Source organism: Endozoicomonas sp. 2B-B, assembly GCF_053470045.1.
The window spans coordinates 2,319,028-2,336,871 of sequence record NZ_JBLZMU010000001.1; the positions used below are offsets into that span (position 1 = coordinate 2,319,028).

15 protein-coding genes are annotated in these 17,844 nt (G+C 48.6%); 13 read left to right on the plus strand and 2 right to left on the minus strand.

The genetic code is table 11. The features are described 5' to 3' along the window. Positions 1 to 63: 63 nt before the first annotated feature. On the minus strand, positions 64 to 396 hold the full coding sequence (locus ACOMHB_RS09550) for a hypothetical protein (RefSeq protein WP_422409404.1): 333 nt from the start codon (positions 394 to 396) through the stop codon (positions 64 to 66). Positions 397 to 638: 242 nt separating this feature from the next. On the opposite strand from ACOMHB_RS09550, the gene ACOMHB_RS09555 reads away from it, so the two are divergent. The 11 genes from ACOMHB_RS09555 (at position 639) to ACOMHB_RS09605 (ending at position 14,590) form a co-directional block, all read left to right on the plus strand. Further along, positions 639 to 2,057, plus strand: coding sequence for an isochorismate synthase (locus ACOMHB_RS09555; RefSeq protein WP_448216426.1), 1,419 nt, complete (start codon positions 639 to 641; stop codon positions 2,055 to 2,057). Next, on the plus strand, positions 2,032 to 3,774 hold the full coding sequence (gene menD, locus ACOMHB_RS09560; RefSeq protein WP_448216427.1) for a 2-succinyl-5-enolpyruvyl-6-hydroxy-3-cyclohexene-1-carboxylic-acid synthase: 1,743 nt from the start codon (positions 2,032 to 2,034) through the stop codon (positions 3,772 to 3,774). Before ACOMHB_RS09555 ends, menD begins: the two co-directional genes overlap by 26 nt. Continuing rightward, positions 3,771 to 4,598: a 2-succinyl-6-hydroxy-2,4-cyclohexadiene-1-carboxylate synthase gene (menH, locus tag ACOMHB_RS09565; protein ID WP_448216428.1), complete on the plus strand. Its 828-nt coding sequence runs from the start codon at positions 3,771 to 3,773 to the stop codon at positions 4,596 to 4,598. The genes menD and menH overlap by 4 nt, the downstream gene beginning before the upstream one ends. A 12-nt stretch (positions 4,599 to 4,610) precedes the next feature. After that, positions 4,611 to 5,645, plus strand: coding sequence for an o-succinylbenzoate synthase (menC, locus tag ACOMHB_RS09570; protein WP_448216429.1), 1,035 nt, complete (start codon positions 4,611 to 4,613; stop codon positions 5,643 to 5,645). Beyond that, on the plus strand, positions 5,621 to 7,027 hold the full coding sequence (menE, locus tag ACOMHB_RS09575) for an o-succinylbenzoate--CoA ligase (RefSeq protein ID WP_448216430.1): 1,407 nt from the start codon (positions 5,621 to 5,623) through the stop codon (positions 7,025 to 7,027). Before menC ends, menE begins: the two co-directional genes overlap by 25 nt. Positions 7,028 to 7,110: 83 nt before the next feature. Beyond that, positions 7,111 to 7,698: an RNA 2',3'-cyclic phosphodiesterase gene (gene thpR / locus ACOMHB_RS09580; RefSeq protein ID WP_422133052.1), complete on the plus strand. Its 588-nt coding sequence runs from the start codon at positions 7,111 to 7,113 to the stop codon at positions 7,696 to 7,698. A gap of 419 nt (positions 7,699 to 8,117) precedes the next feature. Next, the gene (gene alaE, locus ACOMHB_RS09585; RefSeq protein WP_448216431.1) at positions 8,118 to 8,549 is read left to right on the plus strand and encodes an L-alanine exporter AlaE; all 432 of its coding nucleotides are present in this window, start codon (positions 8,118 to 8,120) and stop codon (positions 8,547 to 8,549) included. 542 nt (positions 8,550 to 9,091) lie between these two features. After that, on the plus strand, positions 9,092 to 10,831 hold the full coding sequence (locus ACOMHB_RS09590) for a dipeptide ABC transporter ATP-binding protein (protein ID WP_448216432.1): 1,740 nt from the start codon (positions 9,092 to 9,094) through the stop codon (positions 10,829 to 10,831). Between the two features lie 134 nt (positions 10,832 to 10,965). Next, positions 10,966 to 12,525, plus strand: coding sequence for an ABC transporter substrate-binding protein (locus ACOMHB_RS09595; RefSeq protein WP_422133055.1), 1,560 nt, complete (start codon positions 10,966 to 10,968; stop codon positions 12,523 to 12,525). A 128-nt stretch (positions 12,526 to 12,653) separates the two neighbouring features. Continuing rightward, a complete protein-coding gene (locus tag ACOMHB_RS09600; RefSeq protein WP_448216433.1) occupies positions 12,654 to 13,634 on the plus strand; it encodes an ABC transporter permease in 981 nt (326 codons plus the stop codon). Beyond that, the gene (locus ACOMHB_RS09605) at positions 13,631 to 14,590 is read left to right on the plus strand and encodes an ABC transporter permease (protein ID WP_448216434.1); all 960 of its coding nucleotides are present in this window, start codon (positions 13,631 to 13,633) and stop codon (positions 14,588 to 14,590) included. The genes ACOMHB_RS09600 and ACOMHB_RS09605 overlap by 4 nt, the downstream gene beginning before the upstream one ends. 54 nt (positions 14,591 to 14,644) lie before the next feature. On the opposite strand, the gene ACOMHB_RS09610 is transcribed toward ACOMHB_RS09605, so the two are convergent. Beyond that, positions 14,645 to 15,805, minus strand: coding sequence for a glycosyltransferase family 87 protein (locus tag ACOMHB_RS09610; protein WP_448216435.1), 1,161 nt, complete (start codon positions 15,803 to 15,805; stop codon positions 14,645 to 14,647). 273 nt (positions 15,806 to 16,078) lie between these two features. On the opposite strand from ACOMHB_RS09610, the gene hemG reads away from it, so the two are divergent. Then, positions 16,079 to 16,693, plus strand: a complete 615-nt coding sequence (gene hemG / locus ACOMHB_RS09615) for a menaquinone-dependent protoporphyrinogen IX dehydrogenase (RefSeq protein WP_448216436.1) — start codon at positions 16,079 to 16,081, stop codon at positions 16,691 to 16,693. A gap of 239 nt (positions 16,694 to 16,932) precedes the next feature. Then, positions 16,933 to 17,736 (plus strand): M23 family metallopeptidase, encoded by an 804-nt coding sequence (locus ACOMHB_RS09620; protein ID WP_448216437.1) that lies wholly within the window; start codon positions 16,933 to 16,935, stop codon positions 17,734 to 17,736. Positions 17,737 to 17,844: the final 108 nt, after the last annotated feature.

Consider the following 17,844-nt stretch of genomic DNA (forward strand, 5'->3'; position numbering starts at 1 on the left):
TCTTGTGTAAGGTGTTTTTTAACTTCGGTAGCTGTGATCACAGAGGTTGTGAAGGTCTGAGCGTTAGACTTTCCCGGTTTTCAGCAACTGCTGAAACTTCAACTTTTTCTCTTGGGCGCTGAGTTGAGGGGTTTGAAGGTCGGATTGAGGAACCAGCGGGCCCAAGTCCAGGCTGGCAGATTCACTTTCTGGTGCAGGTGAGTCACCTTCTTGCTGAAGCAGATGATTATCCATCACATCCAGAGCTTCCAGAAGACCGGGATAGGCCTCGTCGGATTCATCGAGATCCTGTAGTTTGTTTGAGATGTTATCTCTAATTTGTCGTATACGTTCAACAGAAACCTTATCCTGATTTTCTTCCAGCCATCTTTTGGCAGATTCGCCATTGGTTGCCATACTCGATCCAGTTCCAGAGTATTTATGTCGGGTTCTATAATATCATTTTCATTCGGCTTTTGGTCATGCTTTTGTTGGGGCTTTCGGGTGGAGTTATTTTGTGAAATTGTCTGAGCCTTTTGTCTTTCAAAATGCTGTTCTTTCCTGACTTACATAATGCTTTGGAAAATACCATCCTGAAGGGATTGATTCTGATAGGTAGAATTTATTATCTGAATTTGACCCAGGCGCTTGGGAGTAGGATGTTGATAGAAGAAGTCCGAAGTCAGGTAGCAGAGCTGACTGAGAGGCTGAGGCAGCTTCGGCTGTCCGGTGCACCGGAGCAGACTCTGGTACGGATAGAACAGCCCCTTCCCATGATTAATTTATTCAACTGGCTGTCAGGTCAGGCATTACCGGGAAAAAGCTACTGGCAGGATCGCGAAAGTGACTACAAGGTAGCGGGTCTTGGCAAAGCCTGGCGGTTTAAAGTCAAAGATCAGGCAGAGGTGAACACTTGCTTTCAACAGGTGAACGCAATGTTGGATAAAACAACGCGTTGCCTCGGATACCTGTCTTTTTCGGACAGTCAGAAGATGATCTGGCCTGAATTTGGGTATGGCGAATTCTTTTTTCCGGTGATCGAAGTGGTTCAGACCCGAAAAGGCTGTTCTTTGGCCTGTCATCTGCCGGGGCATGATGAGCTGTTATGGGGCACCAGTATTGAGAGGGTCCTGGGCTATCTGGCGCAAGTCAACTGGGCACTTGAAGAGGTAGGTACTCACTATTTATTGGGAGACCCGAAATTCATACCCGATCAGGCACACTGGACTTCTTTGATTGGGCATGCCCTTGAGGGTTTTGAGTCAGGAGCCTTGCAAAAAGTGGTGCTTTCCAGAGAGGCACAATTGAGCCTTCTGGAAGGTCAGCTGAACCCCTGGATGCTGCTCTATCACTGGCAATTGGCGAACCCGAGATCTTATGTTTTTGCTTTTGAATCCGATCAGGGTTCACTTTTCTTTGGTTGCTCTCCGGAGCGTTTGTTTCGCCGGGTTGATCGCGTTGTTCAGACTGAAGCCCTGGCAGGGACGACCCGGCGGGGCAGCAGTCGCCATGAAGATTTCAAACTTGAGTTGTGTCTGCTCAATGACTCTAAGAACGTTCATGAGAATCGTCTCGTGCTGGATGATATCCGCAGGCGTCTGGAATCCATCTGCTGTGATCTGGAATTTGACCGCAGTCATTCTGTGGTCAAACTAAAAACGATTCAGCATCTAAGGCAAGTAATAAGGGGCGTGCTCAAAGACGAAGTCAGTGACAGTCAGCTTCTTTCTCTCTTGCATCCTACGCCTGCGGTGGGTGGTGAACCCAGGGAGATGGCAAGACACTTCATTGAAGAACGTGAAGTCTACAGCAGAGGACTCTACGCCGGAGCTTGCGGTGTGCTCGGTAAAAAGCGCAGTGAGTTCACGGTATCGATTCGCAGTGCTTTGTTGGAAGAGAAACGGCTCAGGGTGTTTTCAGGTGCCGGGATAGTCAATGGCTCAGATGCTCAGGATGAGTGGCAGGAGTTGGATAGCAAGATCGGAACCCTTCTGTCATTGCTGGACCCTGAAGCCCCTGTGCTGAATGCATCTAACCAAATTGGAAGATCTAATGACCTTTCCCACCAGACATCCTAGCCTGAATTTTCTCTGGTCAGCACTGATTCTGGAAGAGCTCAGCCGGTTGGGTGTAGAGCAGGTATGTATTGCACCAGGCTCCCGCTCTGCGCCATTGACGCTGGTGGCAGCAGAATTCAGTCAGTTTGAAAAGCATGTCCATTTTGACGAACGCGGTTTGGGTTTCTTTGCTCTGGGACTGGCTAAAAGTACGCGGAAACCGGTTGCAGTGATCACAACTTCCGGGACAGCGGTTGCAAACCTTTATCCAGCCATCATAGAAGCCAGGCAGTCTGGTGTTTCTCTGGTTATAGTCACGGCTGATCGACCTCCCGAGCTTATTGACTGCGGTGCCAATCAGGCCATTGAGCAGCAGGATATTTATGCCGGTTATCCCGGAGCTGCTCTTAAGTTGCCAACACCTGATGAGAATATTCCCCCCAGCTGGCTATTAACCAGTATTGATCAGGCCTTTGCCCGCTCCTGCCAGCAGGGGCTTCCCATGCATATCAACTGCATGTTTCGGGAGCCTTTGTATCCGGAAGGCAAGGCCCATGATTTTTCAGGTTATCTGAGTCGACTGTCGTTCTGGTGCTCAGCCAGAACGCCTCACACTGTCTACGACACTGGGATGAATATATCACTCAACAAAAGTCCTGTTGCCTGGTCAGATTTTTCGACGGGCAAAGGTTTGATCATAGTGGGCCGTATTAATGAGCAAGAGTCTGCCGAAACGGTTGCAGGGTTGGCCCGGGCATTGGGCTGGCCTCTTCTGGCCGACATTCAATCTCAGCTTTATGGCCATTCGTTGGCTGTTTCCCATCCTGATCTGCTTCTGGCCAGCAAAGCCGGAAAAGCGCTGTTGAGTCAGGCTGATCGTATTCTTCAGGTGGGTGCTCATCTGGTTTCAAAGAGACTGGATAAGTTCATTTCTTCCGGCGACTGGCAGCATTACTGGATGCTTGGCCAGGCATTTCGCCGAATGGATACCGGTCACTGCCAGACCTATCGGCTGGTCGGGCCTGTTGCAGACTGCTGTCGTATGTTGACTGAACTTTCTGATGACCAGGGCTCTGATCCATTATGGAAAGGACAGATCGAGCAGTTATCGCAATCGATTCATACTTTGGTGGTCAGGCTGGACTCGGCCCCGGGGTCATTGACTGAACGTTGGCTGGGGGCGTATCTGACCAAACTATTGCCTGACGACAATTGTCTTTTTGTTGGCAACAGTTTGCCCATTCGACTATTGGATATGTTCTCCCTTGCCCCGGTCGGGCAGGTATATGCTAACCGTGGTGCCAGTGGTATTGATGGATTGCTGGCAACGGCAGCAGGTTGTGCTGTGGGCGAAAAGAAATTTATGGTGGCTGTCGTCGGTGATCTATCATTTCTCCACGATTTAAATTCCCTGCAATTACTGAGGCAGTTGAATTCACCCTTTGCTCTGTTGGTCATCAATAATGATGGCGGTGGTATTTTCAACCTGTTGCCGGTTGAGGATCGACCCGAAGCCGCGCAGAAATATTTTGTCAGCCCTCATGGCTTGAATGCCCGTCAGGCTGCGGAAATGTTTGGATTGCCCTACCATCAGCCGGACAGTCGAGAGACGCTGGCAGCTTTGCTGAAACAAGTGAGGCAAAAGCCGGGTGCATCAGTCATTGAAGTGATGACGCGACCCGGTCAGGCTGCTGAGCAGATAAAGCAGGCGTTGAGCCAGCTGGAGATGTTGTCATGAACGCAACCAACCTTGCTTATCGAACCTGGGGTATCCGTGAAGGTGTGCCGCTGGTTTTGTTGCATGGTTTTCTCGGAGACTCCGGGGACTGGGAGGAGTTCGCCAGACACCTGGAAACTGATCTGTATCTGATAGCCGTTGATTTACCCGGGCATGGCAAAAGTCGTGATGTCAAAGTCAGTCAGGATAATGCTTTTGAAGCGTTCAGCGATCTGCTGCTGGGAACGCTTTATCAATTGGGACTCGATCATTACAGTGTGTTGGGCTATTCACTGGGCGGGCGACTGGCCATGAGCCACCTTGCTCAGGCAGGAGAGGCTATTGACCGGCTGCTGTTGGAGTCGTCCCATCCTGGTTTGGAAGACAACGCTGAGCGTCAGGCTCGCTGGAAGAATGATCAGGATTGGGCGGAGCAGTTTCGCAATGATCCACTCAATGAAGTTTTGCAGCGCTGGTATCACCAGCCAGTCTTTGCGGACCTGAACAGTCGCGAGCGGGAGCGACTAATGCGGCATCGTTGTTCAAGTCATCAAATTGAAGGCTTATCTCCCGACAAAGCCGGTACGAATGGGGAATCTCTGGCATGGGTACTGGAAGCGTTCAGCCTGTCCCGGCAGCCAGAGTTCTGCGGGGTGCTCAATCGTTCTTCAGAAGCGTCACATTATTTTTGTGGCGAACGTGACCTGAAATTTCAGGACGTCGCTCATCGTCTACTTGAGATGGGGTGTGTTCATAGTGTTCATGAGATTAAAGAAGCAGGCCATAACATCCACCGGGAGCAGCCAGAAGCTATGGCCGCAGTTACAAGGCAGCTACTTTTGTGATCTGAGTTCATTATGACACTTGCTCTCTTTCAGTCCTGCAACCTATATCGATATCGACAACCACTGAGCAAGCCTCTTTCGTTAAAAACGATGACACTGACAATCCGTGAAGGGCTCATTCTTGAGATGGTCGATCAGAATGGGCAGGTGCATTACGGCGAAGCTTCGCCACTACCAGGTTTTAGCCGGGAAACTGTCTTTGAAGCTCAGGAGCAGCTGAAAGATGCGGCAGAATACTATTGTTCCCGGGGGGTGATTGATCAGAGTCTTCTATATCCGTCGGTTGCTTTTGCCATCGAGAGCATTCAGTTCAGTCTCGGCAAAGAGCATTGGAGTCAAGAGAGGGTCTCTGAATCACCCTTGCTTATGGGAGCCGATGCATTGACGCTCAAACGTCTGGATGACTGGTCCGGGAATTGGCCCGATGAGTTCAAGTTAAAGGTCGGGGGCAATAGCATTGGGCAGGATGTGGATGCGGTTAATCAAATTCTTGATCGGATTCCGGACGATGTAAAACTGAGGTTGGATGCCAATCAACGGTGGTCTTTCGATGAGGCTTTAGAGTTTGCCAGGCAGGTGCCAGCCAGCAGAGTCAGCTACATCGAAGAACCTACACAGTATTATGAAGAATTTCCGCAATTATTCCAAAAAACCGGTGTCGGGTACGCGCTGGACGAAACATTGCAGGAGTCGGCACTCGGCACGATGCTGCCGGAAATGAATAGACTCAGAGCTGAAGACGGACTCAGGGCTGTCGTATTAAAACCAACCCTGGTGGGTGGTGTGTCCAGATGTTTGACTCTGGCTGACTGGGCCAGAGAAAAAAAGGCCAGAGTCGTTTTCAGCTCATCCTTCGAAAGTACTTTGGGGTTGACTCTGATCGAGCAACTCAGCCTGCAGTGTGACCCGATGGAAAGTCCTGGCCTTGATACGCTCTCTGCTTTTCAGAACCCCGGATTTTGCCGGTTGCCTGAGTACGGTCGACGAATGTCTTTAGATTTACTCAATGCCATGGAGAATGTATGGAGTTATCGTTCTGCCCTCTGAGAGACTGGTCACTCAAAGATCCTCAAAGGGTCGTTGCCAGAGTGAATGGTCAGCCTGTATCCAGGGCTGAGCTGGACGCAAAGGCAGAAACACTCCTTGATGCATTTTATAGTCAGGGTGTCAGGAGAGGCGATCGGATTCTGGTACCGATAACCTGTGCATGGGATGCGGTCATACTGAGCATAGCCTGCCTGAGAGGCCGGTGGGTCTTTTGCCCGGTCAATCCGCAAATGCCGGACGTGCAGAAGAGGCAGTATTGCCAGAAGATCGGTGCCCAGTGGACCCTTCATGAAGGGTTTGGAGCAATAACGGGCCTGGAATGGCCCAGCTTCTCTGACCAGCCTGAAGCAGCGGATTCCCGTTTGGTCATCGAGCCAGAAGCTCTGTTTGATCTGATTGCTACGTCAGGCACTACCGGTGTGCCCAAAGCCGTCAGTCATACTTTCTCCAATCATGTTTACAGTGCCAAAGGCTCTCAATCCTGTACGCCTCTGACAGAGCATGACGGCTGGCTGTTGTCTCTGCCACTGTTCCATGTTGGCGGCTTTGGCATTGTGGTTCGTTGCCTGCTCGCAGGTGCCGAGATAGTGATAGATACGCAAAAAATGTCATTAGAGCAATTGCTGTTGGAATACAGAATCACCCATGTATCTCTGGTCAATACCCAGTTGCGCAGACTGTTGGTAAGAGGAGCCGATCTGCTGGATAACAGTAAGCTGAAATACATTCTATTGGGTGGAGGGTTTGCGTCTCCTGAACTGGTATCTCAGGTTCAGGAGAAAGGTATTAATATTCTAACCACTTATGGTATGACAGAGATGAGTGCCCAGGTTTGTACCGGAACCCCGAAATTTACCCGCTCAGGAGTAACCTCAGGTGAGCCTCTACCTTATCGGGAGCTGCAAATCGTTGCTTCCGGAGAGATTCTGGTCAGAGGCAAAACCTTATCTGCGGGCTATTTTGACGACGGCAGAATTATTCCGATTGTCGATGAGCGAGGTTGGTATCACACAGGCGACATTGGTCGGTATTCCGGTGATCAAATAATGGTTATTGGTCGTATAGATAATATGCTGATTTCTGGTGGGGAGAACATCCATCCGGAGGAAATTGAAAAGGCCTTGCTCAGCATTGACGACATCATTATGGCGGTTGTGGTGTCTGTAAGCGATGATGATTATGGGCAGAGGCCTTTTGCATTTGTGCAAACCGAGTCGGGCTCTCTGAATGAGGTATTTACAAAACAAAAGCTTGCAGGCATCATTAGCCGATTCAAGATTCCTGATATGATTCGCTTGCTCCCGGCTGAGCAGATACCCACCGGTCTCAAGCCCAATCGTCAAACCCTGAAAGCATTAGCTGACAGGCTAGCAAATCCTTAATCGTATTTTAACTGATTATCGTCGCTATCTGACCCGGACCAAGGCATAATGCTGGCAAATAGCGGTGATAATTGAAGTGTCTGATGAAAACAAAAGATCAAAAAAACATCCGTGCATTCATCGCTGTCAGGATTCCGCTGGAGCTTGCAGCGATACTGCACAAAAAAGCGCGCCACCGCGCCGGTGATGTGCTTCAGCACAAACTTCGCTGGATGGTGCCTCAGCAGCAGCACATAACACTGCGCTTTCTGGGTGAATGTGGCGAACAGAGTCTTGAGCAGTTTTCCAGTTATATCGAAGATGCCCTGGCAAATGTGCACGGATTCGACTGTATGACCGGGTGTTTCGAATTTTTCCCTGATGCACACAGACCCCGGGCACTGGCCTTGAATATACATTCAGGCCAGCAGTTGAATGCGTTGTCCCGAATTTGCGAAGAAGGCGCTCTTATGTGCGGAATGCGTCGTGAAATGCGCAACTTCCGACCCCATGTCACACTGGCTCGTTTCAAGCAGCATCATCATGTGACTCACAGCCATTTTTTCAATATGCCCAGTTACCGCATGACGGTTAATGAAGCGGTATTGATGAAGAGCGAAACCACGGCTGAAGGTACTCAATACTCGGTACTGAAAGAATTCCCTCTATTGCCCCTGGCTAAGTCAGCCTGACACTGAACTCCACAAGTCCAAAGGAAATTGAAACCCTGCACTTTCGTTGAAAGGTGGGGTTTTTTGCTATCTGGTCCAGTCTCGCTGTATGCCTTGATCAAAAACTCACCAGAAATTTGAAATTCGATTAAGAAGTTAATTTTTCGTTAGTAAGACTTTTGGTTCTGATGGGCCAGGCTGGCTTATTATTTTGTTAAATGATTTATTAGCCAAAATATATCTTGTTTTTATATAATAAAACAAAGTTTTTCACTGTTGTAAATTGTTCTTGTCAGGTATAAATTATGCCGCGTCAAACAGGTGTCTTAACCGCTCGAAACCAAGCGGCCTGTGTCTGACAACCTATTAATTTTTTTCAGACTTTTTCTGATGTGACTTACGTCAGAGGTTTTCTATTGTCTGCATTCAGGGGGAGTGATATGTCAATTAAACGCGAAACACTGGCAGATACATTTGCCCTGATCAGTTTTGGATTGGTTGTTGGATTACTGGTTGAGATTCTGGTGGCCGGGTTGACTATTGAACAATCCCTGCAGTCTCGTTTGATGAGTATTCCGGTTAATATGCTGGTTGCCCGTCCTTACGGAATCTATCGTGACTGGATAATGAGTTACAGCCATATCTTCAAATCAAGAAAAGTTGGAGATACTGTTCTTGATATAGTGGCGTTTATCTCTTTCCAGATTCCGGTTTATGTTGTTCTGGTTGCTGCCACAGGTGCAACAATGGAACAGATTATTACTGCCTGTCTGGGTCAGACTGGTGCTTTAATGCTGATGGCTCGTCCTTACGGTGTTTACATGCAGATTTGTCGTAACAGATTTGTATCAGGGGGTATGAGAACCGCTTAATAATATTTTTCATATTAGTACTTAGCTATATAAGTAATCTCCGAAATTATGCCGTTTTAATAGCTGTCATTAATTAATGAGGCTTCCTATTTTCTAACTATCTGGTTATAGTCCCCTCCAGTTTACCCGAATGTGTTGTATGGGTTTGCCTGTTTTAACTCCGCCAATAGTGGAGTTGGACAGTCTCGGTTGCCTCTTTATTATACAATTGCAGCGTCGTCCGGTGGACCCCGGATTCGCACAATTTCCGCCTTGGTCGTTGCGCGACTGTATAAATAGAGTGTTTGCCAAAAGGCGAATGTGCACCTTTCAGGTCGCGAAGCTTTGATTGGATCTTTCTTGTTTCTATGGCCGTAAGTCCGTTTAATTCAAGAGTGAAAGGATTGGCAAAGCACGAATAAGAATTAGATGAAAAAACAGTCATCAATAAAAGAATCCGCTGATAAACGATTAGCAGGACAATAGCTTTTAAAAGTTTTTCGTTTATTGGAACGGTTATCAAGAAGCGACTGTGTTTTCACATTGAATTTGAGGGGGGGAGCATGTCCTTATTGGAGGTCAATGACCTGCGTATTGAATTTCCTTCACGTCACGGTGTTGCAGTGGCTGTAAAGGGAATGTCTTTTACAGTTGCCAAAGGTGAGATTCTGGGCCTCGTGGGGGAGTCTGGAGCCGGTAAGTCCACGGTTGGTAATGCCATTATTGATTTGCTCAGTGCTCCCGGTCGCGTCGCGGGTGGTGAAATCAGGTTGAATGGTGAAATCATTTCAGGTCTCTCTGGTGAAGCCATTCGTAAAGTGCGTGGCAAAAGAATTGGATTTATTTTTCAGGATCCAATGACTTCATTAAACCCGCTTCTGACGATTGAAACCCAGTTAGTCGAAACCATTATCGAAAATCTCGGATTAAATCCGGCTGAAGCTTTCATTAAAGCAATCGATTTGCTGAAGGCCGTGGGTATTCCCGAGCCGGAAATCAGAATCAAACAATATCCCCATCAATTTTCCGGTGGTATGCGTCAACGGGTAGTTATTGCAATTGCTTTGGCCGGCGAGCCCGAATTGATTATTGCTGATGAACCCACTACTGCCCTGGATGTTTCCATTCAAAACCAGATTCTTGATTTGATTCGTGAACTCTGTAAAGAGCGGGAAGTCGGATGTGTATTGGTAACCCATGATATGGGTGTCATTGCAAACGTTACAGACCGCGTTGCCGTAATGTATATGGGAGAACTGGTAGAGATTGGTGAACCTGGCAAGATTCTGAAAAATCCTGAACACCCCTATACACAGAGTCTGATCAGTGCTGTGCCAAGAACCGATGTCAAACTGCATCGTTTTCCGCGGGTTGAATACATTGAGAAAGTCGAAAGCCGCAGCATTGATGTCAAAAATCACTGGCTGGGTCAGCGTGAATCCTTTGGCTCTATAAAAGATGAGAATCTTCTGAGCGTTGAAAATGTCATGCTCAAATTTGAAACCCAGTCAGCTTTCTTGAAAAAGAACCGTCGTTATGTGACAGCATCCAATAATGTTTCATTCAAAGTGCGTGACGGTGAAACCTTTGGTCTGGTGGGTGAATCGGGCTCGGGCAAGTCAACCATTGCCCGTGTGATTGCGGGTCTTTATCAACCTGACTCCGGGCAGGTCTTTTTCGCAGGTAATGATATTACCCGGCTGAACGAAAAGGCCCGTAAGCCTTTAAGACGACAGATTCAGATGGTATTCCAGAATCCCTATTCCAGTCTGAATGCCCGTATGAATGTTAACGATATTATTGCCGAGCCCATTCGTTTTCATGGCCTGGCTCAGTCTGAGCAGCAGATTCGACAGATCACTGCTGACCTGCTGGACCATGTTGGCCTGGGCAGTAGAGCCGGAATCAAGTTTCCTCATGAGTTTTCCGGTGGTCAGCGCCAGCGTATTTCCATTGCCAGAGCATTGGCGACCCGTCCCCGCTTCCTGATTTGTGATGAACCTACATCTGCGCTGGATGTATCGGTTCAGGCGCAGATTCTCAATTTGCTGAAAGATCTGCAGGAAGAGCTGGGCCTGACCATGCTGTTCATCAGTCACGATCTGACGGTGATCCGCCAGATGTGCGACCGGGTTGGGGTTATGAAGCATGGAACGCTGGTGGAAGTGGATGAGACCGAAAAGCTGTTCAAATCGCCCGAGCACGAATATACCCGGAATCTGATTGATTTGATGCCGAAAATGGATCATCTCTCCCATCGGGGTCTGAAGGAATTACAACAGGCACCCGTTGCACTGGTGTGATGTCTGATTGGCCAGCGCGTTAAAGCCCGTGTTCTTTGCCATGAGCGCAGAATCAGTTTTATTTTTTGTTCCAGAAAAAGTTGTTTCTTACAAAAGTATAAAAACGTTTGTTGACCTGCCCAGAGGGTAAAATAATGAAAAAAATGATCAAGTCACTGGCTGGAGTTGCTCTGGCTTCTACATTGGCCATGAGTGTACAGGCCGCTTCGTTGAAGGTTGCTTACGACGCTGACCCTGTATCTCTGGACCCTTATGAGCAGCTGTCGGGCGGTACCCTGCAGATGGCACATATGTCCTTTGATCCACTGATTCGCTGGAATCAGGACTTGAGCTTTGAGCCTCGTCTGGCTGAGAAGTGGGAGCGTATTGATGACCTGACCATGCGCTTTACCCTGAGAAAGGGGGTTAAGTTCCATTCTGGCAACACATTGACAGCCAGGGACGTCAAGTGGACCTACGATCGTATGGTCGACAGTGCGGACTACAAAGCCATTTTCGCTCCTTTCGCCGAGCTGAAAGTGATCGACGACTACACCTTTGATCTGGTCACCAGGAAGCCTTATCCACTGGTTCTGAACTCTGCCACTTACATCTTCCCGATGGACAGCCAGTTCTATAGCGGTAAAGATGATAAAGGCCGTGATAAGGGGCTGATTGTCAAGCACGGTGATAGCTTCGCTTCCCGTCACATTTCCGGTACCGGACCTTACGTCGTCAGTGAGCGTCAGCAGGGCGTGAAGCTTGAATATGAGCGTTTTGATGGCTATTGGGACAAACAGTCTCCGGGTAACGTGGACAAGATTACACTGACGCCGATCAAGGAAAATGCGACACGTGTTGCTGCTCTGCTGTCCGGTGGTGTGGACTTTATCTATCCGGTACCACCTAATGATCATGAGCGTATCAAGCGTTCAGACGATGCTGAATTGATCACTCTGACCGGTTCCCGTCTGATCTCTTTCCAGCTGAACCAGGATCGTGTTGAAGCATTCAAGGATAAGCGAGTTCGTCAGGCCATCGTTTATGCTGTCAACAACGAAGGCATTGTTAAAAAGATTATGAAGGGCTTTGGCGAGGCTGCCGGTCAGCAGGGACCTGAAGGTTACGTTGGCTATGTTGATGAGCTGGCACCACGTTATGACCTGAAGAAAGCCAAACAACTGATGAAAGAAGCAGGCTATGAAGATGGCTTCTCTGTCACCATGATGGCGCCAAATAACCGTTACATCAACGATGCCAAGATTGCCCAGACCGTGGCCAGCATGTTGGAGCGTATTAACATCAAGGTTGACCTGAAAACCATGCCCAAGGCGCAGTACTGGCCAGAATTTGATGAGCGTGCCGCTGACATCATGATGATCGGCTGGCACTCTGATACCGAAGATTCAGCCAACATGACTGAATATACGACTGCCTGCAAGGATGACACTACAGGCTGGGGTCAGTACAACAGTGGTAACTACTGCAACGAGTCCATCGATAAGCTGGTTAAAGCGGCAGGGACTGAAACAAACCTGGACAAGCGCGCCAAACTGCTGCAGGAAGTTGAGAAGGAGCTTTATCAGGAAGCGGCTTACGTTCCTCTGCACTGGGAGAACCTGGCCTGGGGTGCCCGTAAAGGTGTGAAAGCCGAAGAAGTGGTGAACATCATGAACTTCCCATACCTGGCTGACCTGGTCGTTAGTGAGAAGTAATCCCCACAGGGCCGGTTTATGCTGGCCCTTTTTTTATTTTTTCTGATCGATAATTTTCTCTGGTCAGTCTGTGTCGTCATCTGAGTAGAGCGGCATTTTCGCAACTATAAAACGCTGCAGGATTTTTTATGTTGTTATTTTTATTCAGGAGACTGATGCAGGGTCTGGTGGTGATGTTTGTCATCAGCCTGATCAGTTTTTCCATCCAGGATAATCTGGGTGATCCTCTCAGGGAGATGGTGGGCCAGTCCGTATCAGAAGCTGAAAGAGAGGTGCTGCGTGATGAGCTGGGCCTGAACGATCCATTCCTGGTGCAATATGGGCGCTTTATGTCCAAAGCCGTTCAGGGAGACCTGGGAACCTCTTACTTCTTTAAAGAGCCCGCCCTGGAAGTCATTATGGATAAGTTACCAGCGACGCTTGAGCTGGTATTCAGTGCTACCCTGCTGATTATTTTGATCTCCATTCCCGCAGGTGTTTACAGTGCTATTCGCCCGAACAGTTTTTTGTCCAGATTGATTCTCGGAGTCAGTATTCTGGGTATTTCTGTCCCTGTTTTCCTGACCGCTATATTCAGTATTTATCTGTTTTCCATTGAGCTGGGGTGGCTGCCTTCCTATGGACGGGGTGATTTAACCCACGTTTTTGGCAGTTGGGAAACTGGCTTCCTGACCAAAAGTGGCTGGCTGCATCTGATTCTGCCGTCTATTTCTCTGGCCAGCATCATGCTGCCGCTGTTTATTCGTTTGATTCGTTCCGAGATGGTGGAAACCCTGCACAGTGAGTATGTGAAGTTTGCTAAGGCGAAAGGTCTGCAGAAAGCGCGTGTTTACTTCCTGCACGCTTTGAAGAACACCATGTTGCCTGTTATTACGGTAGGGGGGGTCCAGATTGGAACCATGGTCGCCTATACAATTCTGACGGAGACCGTCTTCCAGTGGCCCGGCATGGGCTTCATGTTTCTGGAAGCGGTAAACCGTGTCGATACACCCTTGATTGTTGCTTATCTGATCGTTGTTGGCGGCATCTTTGTGGTGGTGAATACCCTGGTCGATCTGATCTATGGCCTTATTAACCCAACTGTAAAACTGGCAGGAGGCAGCCAATGAGTGAGTTGCCCATGAATGAAGCAGAGGCACAAAAGGTGCCTTCTATCTGGCAGAAGATTTGTCAGTCCAATGTCTGGTACAGTTTTGTCAATGATCGTCTGGCCATGGTGGCTGCTTTTATATTGGCTGTTATGGTTGCCGCCGCCCTGCTGGCACCGGTTATCGCTCCGACGAATCCCTATGATCTTTCGACCATTGATATTATGGACTCCGAGATGGCGCCGTCCTGGAGTGAAGACGGCGATGAGCGATTCCTTCTGGGAACAGACTCTCAGGGCCGGGATATGCTGAGTACCATTCTGTATGGTGCCAGAATCTCCATTACCATCGGTTTCTTTGCAGTGATACTGCAGGCGCTGCTGGGCATTGTGATTGGCCTGACAGCCGGCTATGTCGGGGGGCGGGTTGACAACTTCCTGATGCGGATGGCGGATATTCAGTTGTCCTTCTCAACCATGATGGTGGCCATTGTCGTGTTGGCTGTTTTCCAGGCATCCTTTGGGTCAGAGTTATACAGCAAGCTGGCGATGTGGATGTTGATTCTGGTGATTGGTATTGCCGAATGGCCACAGTACGCACGTACGATACGTGCGTCGGTTCTGGCTGAGAAAAAGAAGGAGTATGTCGAGGCTGCCAGGGTCATGGGCTTTGGCTCCGGACGCATTATGTTCCGTCATATTCTGCCAAACTGCCTGTCTCCTATTCTGGTGATCTCAACCGTTCAGATTGCCAACGCCATTATCAGTGAAGCTGCTCTCTCTTTCCTGGGACTGGGGATGCCAGTGTCAGAGCCTTCATTGGGCTCACTGATCTCCAGCGGCTTTGAGTATATTTTTTCTGGCAGCTGGTGGATTACGGTCATCCCCGGTGTGATCCTGGTCACTCTGGTTCTGGTGATTAACCTGTTGGGTGACTGGCTGAGGGACGTGCTTAATCCCAAACTTTATAAAGGTTAAATCAAATTTTCTTCAGGAAAAAGGCCGTTTAGCGGCCTTTTTCCTTTTTTGAACTCATGGGGCAAAAACCCTTTTTCTGCTCAATTGCCAGATCAGAACGCCGACGAAAACGGCAGCCATTAAAGGGTTGAACCAGCTGGTGGTATCTGTGACCAGCGTTCTTGAAATATCAAATGCTAACAGGACACCCAGGGCGATTAAGCCGATTATCCATGTCAGTGCTTTATCTCTCCATTGAAAGGCGGCAGCAGCAAACCAGAAGGCCAGAACGGAACCAAGAATAATATAATCGGTATTGACGCTTCTGGGGTTGAACATAACGTGATAGCAGGCTGCAAAACTCAATAAATAGATCAGGCCATTCCTGGTGCCATGACGGACAATGGCATAAAAACAAACGGCCCAGGTGGTGGCAGCCAGAATGATTTTTATTATGTTCTGCAAGGCTTCGGGTACTGAGTAGTTGAAAAGCTGCATGGGAATGTTAAAGAAACTGGCCCAGTTAGGTGTTGTTACTCCACGGTCAACTGCAGACTCGGCCATCTCAAGAAAGTTGTTGTACTGTTCAAGTCCGTAATCGAGCCCGCCAAATATCAGAGGCAGTGCAAGAAATGCCAGCAGCATCAGTGGCACTCTTAGCCAGAAAGGTCTGAACAAAGTGGTCACCAGCAGGAAAAAGACAATAAAGGTGGGTTTCAGACTCATGATCAGGGCCAGAACCAGGGCTGCCGAATTCCAGCGCTTCTCTATGATCTGGCTGATCACCAGCATCATGGCCGCAATAAGGATCACATTCACCTGGCCATTTCGAAAACCTGAAAAAGCAATGGGAACGGCAATCAGGCTGAATAATCCAAATCGGTTAAAGAGTGTCTCCTGTGAGTATTCCTGAAAGTGTCTCAGCAGTCTCAGGCTGGCCCAGGCATAGAGACCCATGATAAATAAACGCCAGAGCAGGTCAGCGAGAAAAACAGGCAGTTTGGTGACAGGAACAAACAGTAGGGCAAAAGTAGGTGTATAAATGAATCCTCCCGGTCCCGAATAGAGCTTTACCCGGTCGATCCATCGGTCAGCGCCCAGCAGGTAGCTGTCCAGCACTGTGTGCTGACCCGGTTCCAGCGCGACTTTGGCAAAGATCAGGGCCACGGCCAGCCCCCATAGAAACATTCCGAAAAGGGCAGCAGGATGATTTTTAAGGAGGGCTATGTCCTTCATCAGTACTCTTTCTTTTTTGAGTTATGACAAAAAATGGATAACTCCCAAATTGGCCGAAAGTCATCTGTTTTCTCCGAGGCTGATTACAACATACGATGAGAATGTCTTTTCTGCCAGTGGTCTGTATGAATTCCTGTCTGAAATTTCCTGTCCATTGGTTAAAGCAGCGTATTTGAAAGGGGCTTGTTTTCCGGTGTTTTTATTTGACTGTTCAATGTTAATTAATAGATTCTCTGCGATCATGGTATGTATTGCAGAGTTTTGAATAAAGCGATGTCTAAAGTTCTGATGCTGTTTGCATCCAGGGAAGGTCAGACACAGAAAATCATCGAAAGGATGCGCTCCATAGTGAGCCATGCCGGTCACGAGGTGGATTTGGTCGATCTTAAAAGGCCGACAACGGGGATTCGTTTGCAGCAGTACGATGCCTTTATGCTTGGCAGTTCTATCCGATATGGCCACCATCATGCTGATTTTTGTCGTTTCGCAGAGCAGAATGCCGGGGCGTTGAACAGGAAGCTCTGCTACTTTTTTTCGGTGAATCTGACGGCGAGAAAGGCTAACAGGAGTGAACCTCATCAAAATCCCTATCTGACCCGGTTTCTGCGCAATGGATCACTGCGCCCCGACAGTGTAGAAGTGTTCGCGGGTGCTTACAGGTTGTCCCGTTATAACTTCTTCCAAAAACTGCTTTTGCGTTTGATCTTCAGGGTGAGTGATGGCTCAAGCGCCCCAACAGAAGATCATGAATTTACAGACTGGAGTCGTGTAACACAGTTTGCTGAACGATTCGTTCAGCAACTGGCGGGTGAATTAAATGGGCATAAGCACCCTGATGATCAGGTTTCGGGCTCAAAAGCCAGGGACATTAGTAAAGCAAAACCGTAAATGGTGGGAAAAAAAAGCGACAGAGCCAGAATAATGTAATCCATGTTCATGGAAGGGTACCTGCTGTTATTCTTTTTATATCGAAAATCTCATATCCTGTTTTGCAGTTACTTTGTCGGGTAATGCAGGCTGGATGAGATCTCCTGAGCCGGATAGCCTTATATCAATCTACCAGTTTGCTGTAACGTTTGAAAAGTGGTGGCGATAAAATAGTGATGCTTATAAGACATGGAGTCCGTATGCGTTTAATTCTGTTACTGCTTTCCTTTTGGGTGTTGCCACTGGCCATGGCCCAGGATGTCGTTTCCCTTAAGTCCAAACTGATTCAGGGGGGCTTTTATGTAGGGCAGGTGAAGCCGGGAACTGAAGTCATCTATAAAGACAGGTCCGTCAGAGTGTCGGAACGGGGCCAATTTATCATTGGGTTTGGACGGGATGCCCGGCTTCTGCAAACAGTACGGCTGGTCGCTCCGGGTGGTAAAAAAGAGCAACTGAAACTCAGGTTGTCAAAGCGAGACTATAAAATTCAGCGAATTAATGGTATTGCCCGCAAATACGTCAGCCCGGCGGAAAAAGTGTTGGGTCGAATATCCGATGAAAACCAGCAGGTTAAATCAGCCAGACAGTTTGATTCCGTCCAGAAAGATTTTTTTGCAGGCTTTACACGTCCGGCAGAAGGACCTGTCAGTGGTGTCTATGGCAGTCAGAGAGTGTTTAACGGTGAGCCGAGGCGACCGCATTTTGGACTCGATATTGCCGGTCCCGAGGGGGCTCCGGTCATGGCGCCAGCCAATGGTATTGTCCGGCTGGCCGAGTCCGATTTGTACTTTTCCGGTGGCACAATCGTTATCGACCATGGTTACGGCATCACTACCAGCTACCTGCACCTGAGCCAGTTAAAGGTGGTTGACGGGCAGAAGGTAAAGAGGGGAGATGTGATTGGTGCTATTGGTGCAACGGGCAGAGTGACAGGTGCTCACCTTGACTGGCGGGCAAACTGGTTCGATGTCCGGCTTGATCCTGCTCTGATGATGCTTCAGTAGGAGATGGGTCTGCATGCTCTGCATTTTCTGATACGGTTTCGCAATCACTACCAGTTACCGGTTACAGAGGCAGCCAGGAACATGGCTTACTCTGGCGTTTCGGATACG